Source organism: Streptomyces sp. NPDC048353, assembly GCF_055587165.1.
In genome coordinates this window covers 153,989-166,978 of record NZ_JBVJGU010000001.1, presented here as the reverse complement: position 1 = coordinate 166,978, position 12,990 = coordinate 153,989, and the positions used below count along the sequence as shown (strand labels likewise).

Here is a 12,990-nt window from a genome sequence, read left to right as displayed (position 1 = left end):
CGTCCCGCCGCCCGGGACGTACGCCGAAGCCGGGGCGCGGGAGGCGGGGGTGCCGGAAGCGGGGTGCCGGAAGCGGGGCGCGGGGTGCTCGGGGCCGCACCGTCGGCCGGCAGCCCCGAGCCCGAGACGGGCGCCAGCGGGAGGCGGCGATCGGCCCGCGGCCGGTCAGCCGTCCCACTCCATGTGGCCCGTGTCGTTCCAGCGCTCCAGCGCCGGGGCGCCGTACGCCCAGCCCAGGACCGACAGGCTCGTCGGGTCCAGGCGGATGCGGGAGCCGAAGGAGAGGTCCTCGCCCAGCCAGCGCGCGGCGATCGTGCGCAGGATGTGGCCGTGTGCGAAGACCAGGACGTCCCGCTCCGCCGACCGCGCCCACTCCACGACCTCGTCGGCGCGGGCCGAGACCTGCTCGCGGGTCTCACCCTCGGGGACGCCGTCGCGCCAGATCAGCCAGCCCGGCCGCAGCTCCTGGATCCGGGCCGGGGTCAGCCCCTCGTAGGCGCCGTAGTCCCACTCCATCAGCGCGTCCCAGTCCTCGGCCCGCTCGCCGAAGCCCGCGATCTCGCAGGTCTCACGCGCGCGTGACAGCGGACTGGTGCGTATCTCCAGCTCCGCGAGGCCGTTCCAGGGCGCCCTGTGCAGCCGCTCCCCCAGCAGCTTCGCGCCGCGCCGGCCCTCGTCGAGGAGCGGAATGTCCGTCCTGCCGGTGTGGCGTCCGAGCAGCGACCATTCGGTCTGGCCGTGCCGGGCGAGCAGGATGCGCGGTGCCATGAAGGCTCTCCCTGGGGTACCGGGTTCACAAGTGCGGTGCTCCCCCCATCATCGCGTACGTGAACGGAGGGCGACGCGGGGGCAACCCCCGGGTCCGTTCCGGCGTCCCCTAGGTCGTGTCCGAGAGGGGAACGCGCGTATGAATCCGAGGGCCGTACGCACCGGGCGACGACCGCGCTGGTGGACCGAGCTGCTGCTGATCGCCGTCGTCTACGCCGCGTACTCGGGCGGGCGGCTCCTCGTCCGGGGGGACACCGGGACCGCCGTCGACCACGGCCTGGCGATCCTGCGGATCGAGAAGCTCCTCCATCTGAATGCCGAGCACCCGCTCAACCGGCTCTTCACCGAGACGCCCGCCCTCGGTATCCCCGCCGACTTCGCGTACGCCTCGCTCCACTATCTCGTCACCCCGGCCGTCCTGATCTGGCTGTTCCACCGCCGCCCGGGCCACTACCGCGCCGCCCGCACCTGGCTGATGGTCTCGACCCTGCTCGGCCTGATCGGCTTCACCCTGCTGCCGACCTGCCCGCCCCGGCTGCTCGACGCGAGCCACGGCTTCGTCGACACGATGGCGCAGTTCAGCTCGTACGGCTGGTGGGGCGCGGAGGCGAGCGCCCCGCGCGGGATGGGGGCGATGACGAACCAGTACGCGGCGATGCCCAGCCTGCACGTCGGCTGGGCGCTGTGGTGCGGGGTGATGCTGTGGCGGTACGGGCGTACGCCGCTGTTCAGGGCCCTCGGTGTCGCCTACCCGCTGCTGACCGTGATCGTCGTGATGGGGACGGCGAACCACTACTTCCTCGACGCGGTCGCGGGGGCCGCCGTGATGGGGCTCGGCCTGCTGCTCGCGGGGCCGGTGACGCGGTGCGCGGACCGGTTGCGGGTGGTCTCCGGAGGCGTACGTTCCCCTGTTGTCAGTGGGGGATGCGAGACTTCGGCGGGTGAGCGATTCCCTGGGCAGCGGAGCTCCTCGGCCTCCGCAGACGACACTCCGGCACCGGCTCGCTGAGCTGCGCGGAGCGGCCGCCGTGCCGCGTCCGCTGGATGCGCGGGCGCTGGCGGCGCTGGCCGCCAATCCCGGCTGCCGGCGGCGCGCGCTGCTCGACGGGGCCGGGGTCGACAAGACGGCGCTGGCGTCGAAGCTCGGCTCTCCGGCGGCGTTCGGCCAGTCGCAGTTCGCGTTCATGCGGGGCAACGCCTTCGAGGCGAAGGTGAAGGCGGACGGCGGCCGTGAGCTGCTGCGGCTGCTCGGCATCGAGGAGCCGGGGGCGGTGCGGATGCCCGATCTGGCGGCGGCCGGGCCGCAGGGGCGGGCGGCCCGCACGGCGCTCGCGCTGCGCGAGGCGACCGAGGCCGGGGAGTGGGCGCTGCTCGACCATCCGATGCTGGCCCTCGAGGTGGCGGGGACGCCCGCCTATCTGGAGCCGGACGCGGTCGTGGTCCACCCCGACGGGCGGTGGACGGTCGTGGAGATCAAGTCTTTTCCGATGATCGACGGGGCCGCCGACGCCTCGAAGGTCGGCGCGGCCGCCCGGCAGGCGGCGGTGTACGTCCTAGCCCTGGAGCGGGTGGCGGTGGTCACGGACGGCGCGCGGGTGGCTCATTCGGTGCTGCTGGTCTGCCCGAAGGACTTCTCCAATCTGCCGGCGGGCTCCGTGGTGGACGTGCGCAAGCAGTTGTCGGTGACCCGGCGGCAGCTGGCCCGGCTGACCCGGATCGAGGAGATCGCGGACGCGCTCCCCGAGGGGGTCACCTTCGATGTGGAGGGGTGCTCGGCGGAGCAGTTGGCGCAGGCGGTGGAGGCGGTGCCGCACGCGTACGCGCCGGAGTGCCTGTCCGCCTGCGAGCTGGCCTTCCACTGCCGTGAGCGGGCGCGGGGCGCCGGGGCGGTGGAGGCGTTGGGCCGGTCGGTCCGCGGTGAGCTGGGCGGGCTGACGACGATCGGGGAGGTCCTCGCGGCGGCTCGCGGCGAGGCGGGCGACCCGGACGATCCGACGGTGGACGCGGTCCGCCGGGCGGCTGCGCTCCGGGCGGAGGCGCTGGCATGTCGCTGATCTCCACCCTCGCCCGATTCGAGGCGGTCGAGTCGGGCCGGGCGCAGCCGTTGGCCACGGTCCTGCACCGGCACGTGTCGCCGCGGCCCCTGGTCCTGGTGCCGTTGACGACGGCGGGCGAGGCGGGGGCGCCGCTGGGCGCCCTGGTCGGGACCGACCGGGAGGAGCCCCGGCTGCTGGTGGTGGCGCAGCCCCGGGACCGGGACCTGCGGTTCGCGTTCCTCGCCGACCTGGCCGGGGAGGTGCTGCCGTACATCGACGCGTTCGCCGGAGTGGTCGAGGCCGCGGAGCGGAACGAGACCGACCCGGAGACCGGCAAGAAGGTCAAGGTCGAGGTCGAACTGTGCGCGGACGCGCCGCAGTTGATCGTGCCGAGCCGGGCGGGTGTGGAGTACGTCCGGCTGCTCGGGCGGTCGACGCGGTTCCGGCGGACGGCGGAGCAGGACCCCGAGACGCCGTTCCCGGCACCGCCGCGGGTGCCGCTGCTGGGCCGCTGGCTGACGCACTTCGGGGAGCGGGCGCGGGTGCCGGGCTCCTCGCTGCTGCTGGCGGCGACGGATCTGCTGAACCGGCACTGGGCGACGGGCCAGTCGTCCCTGGAGGACCAGCATCTGGGCGCGCTGCTGGCCTGGATCGATCCCCCGGAGGGGGAGTCGGGCGCGGAGGCGGCGCTGCGGGCCGAGCTGGGCCGGGACCGGGAGGGGCAGTTGCTCTGCCCGCCGGCCGGGCCGGCGACGGACCCGGCGTTCGACAACCGGCTGCTGGCGCCCGCGATCGAGCGTTTCGACCGGGCCAGGCAGGAGCTGGCCGCGGCCGAGGACGGCCGGAGCGCCGACGAGCGGCTCGGCGCCCTGCACGGTGCCGAGAGGGAGGTCCGGCGGCTGATCGCCTCGCAGCTGAAGCCGACCTGGGACGCGGTGTGGCGGGCGGTCGACCTGGCCCGGGAGCTGCCGGAGGGGTCCCGGGTCGCGGACCGGTGGACGCGCGACCGCTGGTCGTTCACCGGCCACCGCGACCGGGTGGTGGCCGGGGAGCCGCCGCAGCCCCGGCGGGACGACGCGGTGACGGCGGCGCAGAAGCTGGCGGCGAGGGAGTCCGCGCAGGGGCAGTTGGAGGCGCAGGAGGCCCTCGACGATCCGCTGGTGCTCGCGGGGCGGCGGCTGTCGGGCGAGGCGTTCGTCGCCGAGGTGGTGGAGGTGACGCCGGCCTGGTCGGAGTCGAAGCGGCCCTCGCCGCGCCCGCTGCTGACGGTGCGGACGGACGACCGGCCGCATCTGGGGGAGCGGGTGAAGGTGTACCGCTCGCTGGAGGGCAAGCCGCAGACGGCCGAGTTCGTGCGGTACGAGGAGGACGGTTCGCTGGTGCTGCGGGTCACGGACCGGATGGGGCGGTCGAAGGAGCCGGCGGCGGGGTCGGTGCCGGAGAAGGGCGACCGGATCGCCTGGACGCTCTTCGAGCACGACCAGCGGGTGGGGGCGAAGCTGCCGGATCCGGAGGAGACGCCCTGGACGCACGGCGGGCCGCCCCGCGCCGACGTCGTGGAACTGCCCGACACCGTGACCGCGGAGGACGTGCTGTGAGCTTTGATCCCGGGGCGGAGGCCGCCCGGGCGACGGGCGCCATCCTGGCGGACACCCTGCACGGTGACGCGCGGGGGGTGGTGGTGGACTCCCCGCCGGGGGCGGGCAAGTCGACGCTCGTGGTCCGGGCCGCGCTCGAACTGGCGGCCGCGGGCCGCCCGTTGATGGTGGTGGCGCAGACCAACGCGCAGGTGGACGATCTGGTGCTGCGGCTGGCGGAGAAGGAGCCGGGGCTGCCGGTGGGGCGGCTGCACTCCAACGACAGCGACCCGTACGACAAGGCGCTCGACGACCTGGAGAACGTACGGAAGTCGGCGAAGGCCGGGGACCTCGCCGGTCTGGACGTGGTGATCTCGACGGCCGCGAAGTGGGCGCACGTGAAGAACGTCGAGCCGTGGGCGCACGCGATCGTGGACGAGGCGTACCAGATGCGCTCGGACGCGCTGCTGGCGGTGGCGGGGCTGTTCGAGCGGGCGCTGTTCGTGGGCGATCCGGGGCAGTTGGACCCGTTCTCGGTGGTCGGCGCGGAGCAGTGGGCGGGGCTGTCGTACGACCCGTCGGCGAGCGCGGTCTCGACGCTGCTCGCGCACAATCCGGAGCTTCCGCAGCACCGGCTGCCGGTGTCGTGGCGGCTTCCGGCGTCGGCGGCGCCGCTGGTGTCCGACGCGTTCTATCCGTACACGCCGTTCCGCAGCGGCACGGGCCACGGGGAGCGGCGGCTCTCCTTCGGGGTGGCGTCGGACGGTTCGGGGTTCGACCGGGTCCTGGACGAGGCCGCCGAGTCGGGGTGGGGCCTGCTGGAGCTGCCGGCCCGGCACACCCCGCGGACGGATCCGGAGGCGGTACGGGCGGTGGCGCTGGTGGTGCGCCGGCTCCTGGACCGGGGCGGCGCCGCCGTCTCGGAGCGGGGCCCGGAGCCCGTCCCCCTCACCGCCGGCCGGATCGCGGTCGGCACGGCCCACCGCGACCAGGCGGCGGCGGTGCGGGCGGCCCTGGCGGAGCTGGGTGTCACGGGCGTGACCGTGGACACCGCGAACCGCCTCCAGGGCCGGGAGTACGACGTGACGGTGGTGCTGCATCCGCTGTCCGGCCGTCCGGACGCCACGGCCTTCCATCTGGAGACGGGGCGCCTGTGCGTGCTGGCCTCGCGGCACCGGCACGCCTGCGTGGTGGTCTGCCGGGCGGGCGTGCCCGACCTGCTCGACGACCATCCGTCGACGGAGCCGGTGCAGTTGGGCGTGACGATGAAGTTCCCGGACGGCTGGGAGGCGAACCACGCGGTCCTCTCACACCTCGCGGAGCACCGGGTCTCCTGGCGCCCCTGAGCGGCCGGCGGTCGCGGCCGCGGCGAGGGCGAGGAGTTCGTCCACGGGCCACTGGTCGTCGAGGTGGGTGCCGTACTTCACGGCCACGATCCGGCCGTCCCCGCCGATGAGGAAGCCGGCGGGGAGGCCGAGCCGTCCGCCGTGCGGGCGGAGCACGGGCGGTGTGTCGCGGCCGCGCAGCAGGTCCCAGGTTCCGGCGGCGACGGCCCGCACCATCGGCCCCCAGGCCCGGGGGGAGAGCAGCGCCCCGTGCTGATGCGCTGGTCGGAGACGGTGCTCGGACTCCTGGCCGAGGCGGGCGTCGACGGCGAACGGCGGGTCGTCGCGCTGCGCGGGCTGCTCGCGTACGTCGTCGGGGGGATCCAGCTCGAACACCTCGGATCGCTCTCCGGGCCGGGCACGGCGGTCATCGCCGAGCTTCCCGCCGACCGCTTCCCGCACCTGGCCGAGGCCGCCCGCCGGGGGCGCGGGATCGACGCCGACCGGGAGTTCTTCGGCGGGCTCGCGATCTGTCTGCGCGGCCTTCGCGACTGACGGCCGCCCGCCCCCTTGCGCGAGGCGGGACAATGGAGGGGACGGCCCGGGTCTCCGGGCCGCGGGTGTGCGAGGAGGAGAAGAACGATGGCGGAATCCGCGGAGCGGAACGGACAGCGGCGGCTTCGGCCCGCGCCGCTGGTCTTCGAGCCTGCCGAGGCGACCGCGGACCCCGAGCACTTCTTCGACCTGGAGTCGATGGAGGATCCGCGCGAGCTGCTGGCCCGGGCCACGGAGCTGACGCTGGCGTTCCGCGCGGCGACGGACCGGGCGATCGAGTTCCAGGCGATCGCGGCGGCCCAGCTGGCCGACCCCCGGCGTTTCGACCGGCTGACCGCGGCGGATGTCGCCGAGCGGGCGGAGTGGACCGAGGACTACGCCGTCCGGATGATCGACTTCGGTCGCGATCTGCTCCGCAACGGCGGACGGCCGCCGGAGGACTGAGCACCGCGCCGGCGCGCGCCGGCGTGCGCCCCCCTGACGCGCCCCCCGCACCACCCGTGTGGCATATGACCCGGGCGAAAGATACTCCTCCCCCGGCCCCGCTGTCCGGGTTTCCTTCAACTCTCTGAAACGTTCCGGTCACTCCCGGTAGACCTTGCGGTATGAGCGCATGGCTGCGAGACGAGACCCCCCTGAGCCCCGCCCAGAGCGACACCGACGAGTGGCGGACCGACCGGCCCGACATCTTCCGGTTCCTCCGCGAGCGGGACGAGGGGCGGCACCAGACCGCGCAGGTCACCGCCGCCGGGGCCGACTGGCTCGCCTCCGCGGCCTCGTACCCGCGCTCCACCCTCGCCCTCTGGGAGGCCCGCCCGGCCGCCCCCGCCGTGCTCTCCTGCGGGACCGTCTTCGACGTCGTCAACGTCGACACGATCTTCGGACGGCGCATGCTCGACCGGCTCTGGACGGAGGGCCCCGGATCCGGGCCCGTCGCCGTCCACCGCGGCCGGATGCTCCTCTTCGCCGCCCCCGGCACGGCCCAGCGGTTACCCTCCCTGCTCGCCTGGGAGGAGTGGGGCGACTCCGTCCCGCCGCCCCTTTGCCACGGCACCGGCGACGCCGTGACCATCCCCCCGCTCCGTCCGCTCCAGCCCACCGGCCCGCGCTGGGTCGTCGCCCCCGACACCCGCCACCCCTGGCTCCCGGGGCCCGAGGTGATGCTCTGGGCCTGCGTCCGGGCGGTCCGCGCCGCCTCCGCCGCGGACGTGCGGATATCGATTTTTCCTCCCGCCGATCAGGATGCTAAGGTCTACGACGTCAGCAGGCGCCGCTAGCTCAGTTGGTTAGAGCAGCTGACTCTTAATCAGCGGGTCCGGGGTTCGAGTCCCTGGCGGCGCACAGACGGGAAAAGCCCCTCGCGGAAGCGGGGGGCTTTTTCGTGCGCCCCGCCACCCGGGGTCACGCGCGGCGGGCCGGCACCGTCACCTTCACCGTCCACACCCCCGCCCTGGTCCGGTCCGCCACCTCCACCCGCGTCCCCTCCCCGGGCACGGTGAACGTCTCCCCCACCCCCAGCGGCGCGTCCGCCAGCGGCGGGAACACCGAACGGTCCCAGCACGCCTCGGTCCGCGGATGGGTGTCCACGACCTCGATCGGACCGTCCCCGGACGCCGCCTCGTTCCGTACGCGGTAGATCAGCACCCCCTCCGTGCAGGTGTCCTCGTCGTTGCCGGTCGCCCCGCGCGCCTCGATCGCCAGCGCCGTGCCCGGGCCCGTCCGCACCACCGCCAGCCGGGTGCCGAGCGTGCCGCCCGCCACCGGCGGCGCCGACAGCGGCTCCAGACTGAGCAGCCGCCCGCCCGGCTTCTGGACGCAGGCCACCTGCTTCCGCTCCAGCCAGCCCAACTTCCACTTGTGCCAGCCGAAGAGATCGGGAGCCAGCCCGAACTGGCTGCCCATGACGTCCCAGTCCCCCACATGGGTGTCCCAGTCACCCTTGCCGTCGGTGGGACGGTGGTAGAGGTCCGGCAGGTCGAAGACGTGCCCGGTCTCGTGGGCCAGCACGTTGCGGTCCGGCGGGTGCCGCTCGAAGACGGTGACGACCCGCTTGATCTCCGTGTCGTCGACCTCGATCGGATGGTCCAGGTTGACGACCTTCGTGGCGTCGGAGTCCACGCCAGGCGCATCCGGGTCGGCCACCAGGTAGACGATGTCGAAGCGCGCGAAGTCCACCTTCTCGTTCGCCGCGTCGATCGCGTCGTGCAGGTACGCCGTACGCCGGCCGGCGTCCCAGTCGCGCTTTATGTCGTAGGCGGTGGAGGGCCGCGGCATCGCGATCCACTCGCGCTGGGGGTGCGCGCGCAGCGTGAACCGGCCGTAGGAGGCGCGCCGGAAGAAGTCGCTGGTGCCGGGGAAGTGGTCGGCGGTCAGGTCGTCGGGGCCGACCAGCGGGGTGGAGTCCGGGAAGGACAGGAAGATCATGACCGCGTCGAGGGTGCGGGTGGGCTGGGGGTAGGAGCCGTTCCAGGTGTCCAGGCCCAGGGAGTGGTGCGCGGCGGTACGGGGCAGGGCGCAGGGTCCGGCGGTCGCGCCCACGGCGGGGCCCGCCACGAGCCCGGTCGCGGCGAGCGCCATGAGGGAGGTGAACGCCGCCGCCGAGGCACGCAGCGTCGGACGCTCCACTCCCCCGGGTGTCTGCTGACCCCTCACATGGACCTCCGGCTCCGGAATGCGGGACACCACACCCACCTTGTGATGGTTCGCGGTATTTCGCACTATTCCGCTGCCCCAGTCGAGTGAGCGGGCGCCACGGGGTCGACGCGACACGCCCTCGCAACAGCTCACGGAAAGTCACATTCGGTCACACCGTCGACGTCCCGCGTCAGACCCGCACAGAAACGATCGAGCGGGGTGTGCGGGGCGGCCGCTCACACCCCCCGGGAGGCAGGACGGACGCCGTGGAGCTGGATCGGCCCCCAGGCCAGCCTCTATGATCGGCCTACTTTCCTTGGCCGACCATCCCGACCACATCTGAACGGCCCAACTGCGCTACGGGAGCCAGCGGTGAGCGGAACCCCCGAAGGACCGGTGCACACCCAGCCCCCGCCCGCCCGGGAGCCCGCGCACCCGATCACGGAGCGTCATCCTGACCCCCGGGCCGAGGGCGAGCGGCGGCAGGACGCGACGGCGGGACCCGGTGCGGCCCCCGCGGGGCCTCCGGCGGGCCCGGACCCGCGGACCGCCGCCGAACTCCGCGACTACCGCGCCGCCTTCCGGGCCGCCCAGCTCGCCATGGCCGTCGTCGACCAGGACGGCGTGGTCGTCACCGCCAACGAGGCGCTCGGCACGCTCTTCGGCACCGAGGCCGCCGCCCTGCGGGAGCAGTCGGCCGCCGACCTCGTCGACCTCGCCTCGGACGGCCGCACCTGGCACGCGTACCGCGAAGTGCTGCGCGGCCGCCGCTCCCGCTTCCGCTGCACCCGCCGGCTCAAGCACCCCGACGGACGGTCCCTGTGGGCCGAGGTCACGGTCTCCCCCGTCCCCGACAGCCGCCGGGTGCTGCTCTCGATCGCGGACATCAGCGACCGGCGCGAGCTCCAGGCCCGTCTGCGCCACCTCCAGATGCACGATCCGGTGACCCGGCTGCCCAACCGCGCCCTCTTCTTCGAGCGCCTCTCGGCGGCTCTGGAAGCGGCCGCGCAGGAGGAGGAGCGCGCCGAGATCGGATCGTCTTACGAGTCCTACAGGCATGGCGGAACAGGGCGGATCGGTCTCTGCTACCTCGATCTCGACGGCTTCAAGGCGGTCAACGACACGCTCGGGCACCGGGTCGGGGACCGGCTCCTGGCCGCCGTCGCCGGCCGTCTGACGGAGTGTGCCGACAGCGACGGCTACACCCGCAGCGGCGGTCATCTGGTGGCGCGGCTCGGCGGCGACGAGTTCGCGATCCTGGTCGAGGAGTCGACCGGCACCGAGCAGCTCGCCGATCTCGCCCAGTCCGTCCTGTGCGCGCTGCAGCGTCCCTTCGACCTGGCCGGGCAGCGGCTCTCCGTGTCCGCCTCGATCGGGGTGGTGGAGCGCGGGGCCCGCGGGACCACCGCGACGGGTCTGATGCAGGCCGCCGACACCACGCTGTACTGGGCGAAGGCGGACGGCAAGGCCCGCTGGACCCTGTTCGACCCGGAGCGCAACGCGCACCGGATGACCCGGCAGGCGCTCTCCTCGACGCTGCGGCCGGCGGTGGAGCGCGGCGAATTCGCGCTGGAGTACCAGCCGCTGGTGTGCATGGCCGACGGGGTGGTGCGCGGGGTGGAGGCGCTGGTGCGGTGGAACCACCCGCAATTCGGTTCGCTCCCGCCGAATCGGTTCATCGGGATCGCCGAGGAGGACGGTTCCATCGTCGAGCTGGGCCGCTGGGTGCTGCGGACGGCGTGCCGGCAGGCCCGGCAGTGGCAGCAGGACCATCCGCGCGACCGCCCGCTGTTCGTGAGCGTCAACGTGGCGGTGCGGCAGGTCTGGGACTCCGACCTGGTGGCGGACGTCGCGGGCATCCTGGCGGAGACGGGTCTCGCCCCGCACCTGCTGCAACTGGAGCTGACCGAGTCGGCGGTGATGGGGTCGGCGGGCCGGCCGCTCCAGGCGCTCCAGGCGCTGAGCGACATGGGTGTGCGGATCGCCATCGACGACTTCGGTACGGGCTATTCGAACCTGGCATACCTGAGCCGGCTGCCGGTCTCCGTCCTGAAGCTGGACGGGTCCTTCGTCCGGGGCTTCCAGGACGAGGCGCACGCCAACCCCGCGGACGAGCTGATCGTGGAGGCGCTGGTGCAGCTGGCGCACCGGCTCGGCCTCACGGTCACCGCCGAGTGCGTGGAGACCTCGGGCCAGGCGACCCGGCTGCGCCGGATCGGCTGCGACACGGGGCAGGGCTGGCTCTACTCCCGGGCGGTGGCCCCGGACCGTATCGCGGAGCTGATCGGGGTCGCGCCGCTGCGGGTGTGAGCCGCCCCCGCCCTCCGGGCATGGAACTGCCCCCGGCCGGAGGGACATTCCGGGCGGGGGCAGTGCTCAGGGGGTGTTCAGCCGGCTAGCAGGCGCCCTGGTCCTTCCAGACGCCCCACTCGCCGGTCGTGCCCGGCTCCTCGTTCTGGGTCCACCACTGGGCCTTCCAGCTGCGGCCCTTGTGGGAGACCTGCGAGCCGCCGGTGTAGACCGAGCCGGCCACGTACGCCGGGGCGGTGCAGCCGCCGGTCGGCGGAGTGGTGGGAGGCGTGGTGGGCGGGGTGGTGGTCGGGGGCGTCGTCGGCGGGGTGGTCGGCGGGGTCGTGGTGCCGCCGAGCGCGTCGTTGATCTGCTTCAGCAGGGTGATGTCGTTGTCCAGGCCGAGGAGCGAGTACATCATCGCGCCGGCCAGACCGCGCTGCTTGCCGTAGTCGACGCGGGCCTGGACGGACCGCTGGTTCAGGCCGGTGAAGAACTCGCCGTCCTTGTAGAAGTACGAGGACTTGGACTGGTCGTCCCAGAAGGTCGTGGCCGCGTTGTCGACGATGCCGCCGAGCTCCTTGTAGTGCGCGATGCCGGCCTGCTGGCTGAGCGGGCGGGCGGCCGAGCCGCCGGTGGCGGACTGGGCGAGGCCGTTGGCGCTGCCCGCGGGGACGCCCTTCCAGCCGCGGTAGTAGAACTCGTAGCCGAGCGTCAGCTTGTTCGCGGGGAAGCCGCCGGCGATGCCGTAGGCCGGCTTGCCGTCTATCCAGGAGTCGATCGCGTTGTCGATCGAGTACTTCTCGGTGCCCGGCGCGATGGGGTCGGTCGGGTCGTTCGAGCCGGAGTACAGCGGGGACTGGTGGAACGTCGGCCCGTCGCCGTCCCAGGCGCCGTGCATGTCGTACGTCATGATGTTGGCGTAGTCGAGGTACGCGCCGATCTTGTCCGTCTCGATGTGCTTGATCTTGTCCTGGCCGGCCGGGAGGGCCGCGGTCAGCAGGTACTTCTTGCCGCCGTTCGCGGCGCCGTAGGCGTCGAGCTGCTTGCGGAACTCGGCGAGGAGGAGCGTGAAGTTCTGCTTGTCCTCGGGGCCGTAGTGGTTGCCGAGGTGGCCGTCCTTGGAGCCGGGGTACTCCCAGTCGATGTCGATGCCGTCGAAGATGCCGGCGGCGCTGCCGGGGCCGCCGAAGCCGCCCTCGACCGGGAGGTTGCCCTTGAGGTACTGGTCGACGCAGGAGGAGACGAGCTTCTTGCGGCTCGCGTCCGTCTTCGCCGCGTCGTGGAAGAACTTGGAGTAGGTCCAGCCGCCGAGCGAGATGTTGATCTTCAGGTGGGGGTACTTCGCCTTCAGCTCCTTGAACTGGTTGAAGACGCCCACGATCGGCTGGTTCCACGTGTCGGCCACGCCGTCGACGCTGTCGGCCGCCCCGAAGGACTTCTGGTAGTCGGCGTAGGAGTCGCCCGCACCGTCGCCCGCGTTGGGGTTGTTGTCGTCACCGGCGGCCTTGTTGGCCTCGAAACAGGTGAGTTCGGTGGGGTGGATGTTGCCGAACGAGTAGTTGATGACGTCCAGTTTGCTCGCGATGCCCCGGGTGTCGAGGTGCTTGGGATAGAAGGCGTTCCCGTACACGCTCCACTGGTCGTAGTACGCGATGCGCACGTTGCCGTCGGAGGCGGCGGCGGGGGTGGCGGTGTCGGCGGCCTGGGCGGAGCCGAGACCGACGGTCGCGGCGAGGGCGCCTGCGGCGAGGGCCGTGCTCAGGAGCGCGGCGATCAAGGGCTTGCGGGGGTGCACGTTCGGCC

12 protein-coding genes and 1 tRNA gene are annotated in these 12,990 nt (G+C 73.4%); 9 read left to right on the top strand and 4 right to left on the bottom strand.

The genetic code is table 11. The annotated features are described in order from the left end of the window. Window positions 1–165: 165 nt before the first annotated feature. Entirely contained in the window at window positions 166–768 is a 603-nt protein-coding gene (locus tag ACZ6RC_RS00770; protein ID WP_453614230.1) for a histidine phosphatase family protein, read from the bottom strand. A gap of 139 nt (window positions 769–907) precedes the next feature. Between ACZ6RC_RS00770 and ACZ6RC_RS00765 the strand changes: the two genes are divergently transcribed. From ACZ6RC_RS00765 to ACZ6RC_RS00750, 4 genes are read left to right on the top strand one after another with little or no spacing between them, the layout of a single operon-like run. Beyond that, window positions 908–1,777, top strand: a complete 870-nt coding sequence (locus tag ACZ6RC_RS00765; protein WP_469578424.1) for a phosphatase PAP2 family protein — start codon at window positions 908–910, stop codon at window positions 1,775–1,777. Continuing rightward, window positions 1,710–2,822 (top strand): hypothetical protein, encoded by a 1,113-nt coding sequence (locus ACZ6RC_RS00760; protein WP_469578423.1) that lies wholly within the window; start codon window positions 1,710–1,712, stop codon window positions 2,820–2,822. The genes ACZ6RC_RS00765 and ACZ6RC_RS00760 overlap by 68 nt, the downstream gene beginning before the upstream one ends. Continuing rightward, the gene (locus ACZ6RC_RS00755) at window positions 2,813–4,402 is read left to right on the top strand and encodes a hypothetical protein (protein WP_469578421.1); all 1,590 of its coding nucleotides are present in this window, start codon (window positions 2,813–2,815) and stop codon (window positions 4,400–4,402) included. Before ACZ6RC_RS00760 ends, ACZ6RC_RS00755 begins: the two co-directional genes overlap by 10 nt. Beyond that, window positions 4,399–5,727, top strand: a complete 1,329-nt coding sequence (locus ACZ6RC_RS00750; protein WP_469578419.1) for an AAA family ATPase — start codon at window positions 4,399–4,401, stop codon at window positions 5,725–5,727. Before ACZ6RC_RS00755 ends, ACZ6RC_RS00750 begins: the two co-directional genes overlap by 4 nt. Here the strand turns inward: ACZ6RC_RS00750 and ACZ6RC_RS00745 are convergent. Beyond that, complete coding sequence (locus ACZ6RC_RS00745) at window positions 5,689–5,943, bottom strand: hypothetical protein (protein ID WP_469578417.1); 255 nt, start codon at window positions 5,941–5,943, stop codon at window positions 5,689–5,691. The two genes, ACZ6RC_RS00750 and ACZ6RC_RS00745, sit on opposite strands and share 39 nt — an antisense overlap. A 39-nt stretch (window positions 5,944–5,982) precedes the next feature. On the opposite strand from ACZ6RC_RS00745, the gene ACZ6RC_RS00740 reads away from it, so the two are divergent. From ACZ6RC_RS00740 to ACZ6RC_RS00725, 4 genes are all read left to right on the top strand, one after another. Then, a complete protein-coding gene (locus ACZ6RC_RS00740; protein WP_469579394.1) occupies window positions 5,983–6,261 on the top strand; it encodes a TetR/AcrR family transcriptional regulator C-terminal domain-containing protein in 279 nt (92 codons plus the stop codon). A gap of 87 nt (window positions 6,262–6,348) precedes the next feature. After that, complete coding sequence (locus tag ACZ6RC_RS00735; RefSeq protein WP_391143090.1) at window positions 6,349–6,705, top strand: hypothetical protein; 357 nt, start codon at window positions 6,349–6,351, stop codon at window positions 6,703–6,705. 161 nt (window positions 6,706–6,866) lie between these two features. Then, complete coding sequence (locus ACZ6RC_RS00730) at window positions 6,867–7,538, top strand: bifunctional DNA primase/polymerase (RefSeq protein WP_391143093.1); 672 nt, start codon at window positions 6,867–6,869, stop codon at window positions 7,536–7,538. Further along, window positions 7,529–7,602 (top strand) — tRNA-Lys (locus tag ACZ6RC_RS00725). The genes ACZ6RC_RS00730 and ACZ6RC_RS00725 overlap by 10 nt, the downstream gene beginning before the upstream one ends. 60 nt (window positions 7,603–7,662) lie before the next feature. On the opposite strand, the gene ACZ6RC_RS00720 is transcribed toward ACZ6RC_RS00725, so the two are convergent. Beyond that, window positions 7,663–8,943: a M6 family metalloprotease domain-containing protein gene (locus tag ACZ6RC_RS00720; protein WP_469578414.1), complete on the bottom strand. Its 1,281-nt coding sequence runs from the start codon at window positions 8,941–8,943 to the stop codon at window positions 7,663–7,665. A gap of 324 nt (window positions 8,944–9,267) precedes the next feature. Here ACZ6RC_RS00720 and ACZ6RC_RS00715 point away from each other — a divergent pair, with 324 nt between their 5' ends. Next, window positions 9,268–11,205, top strand: coding sequence for a putative bifunctional diguanylate cyclase/phosphodiesterase (locus ACZ6RC_RS00715; RefSeq protein WP_469578411.1), 1,938 nt, complete (start codon window positions 9,268–9,270; stop codon window positions 11,203–11,205). Window positions 11,206–11,290: 85 nt separating this feature from the next. Here the strand turns inward: ACZ6RC_RS00715 and ACZ6RC_RS00710 are convergent, their stop codons facing one another. Then, a complete protein-coding gene (locus ACZ6RC_RS00710) occupies window positions 11,291–12,982 on the bottom strand; it encodes a glycosyl hydrolase family 18 protein (protein WP_391143102.1) in 1,692 nt (563 codons plus the stop codon). Window positions 12,983–12,990 lie beyond the last annotated feature (8 nt).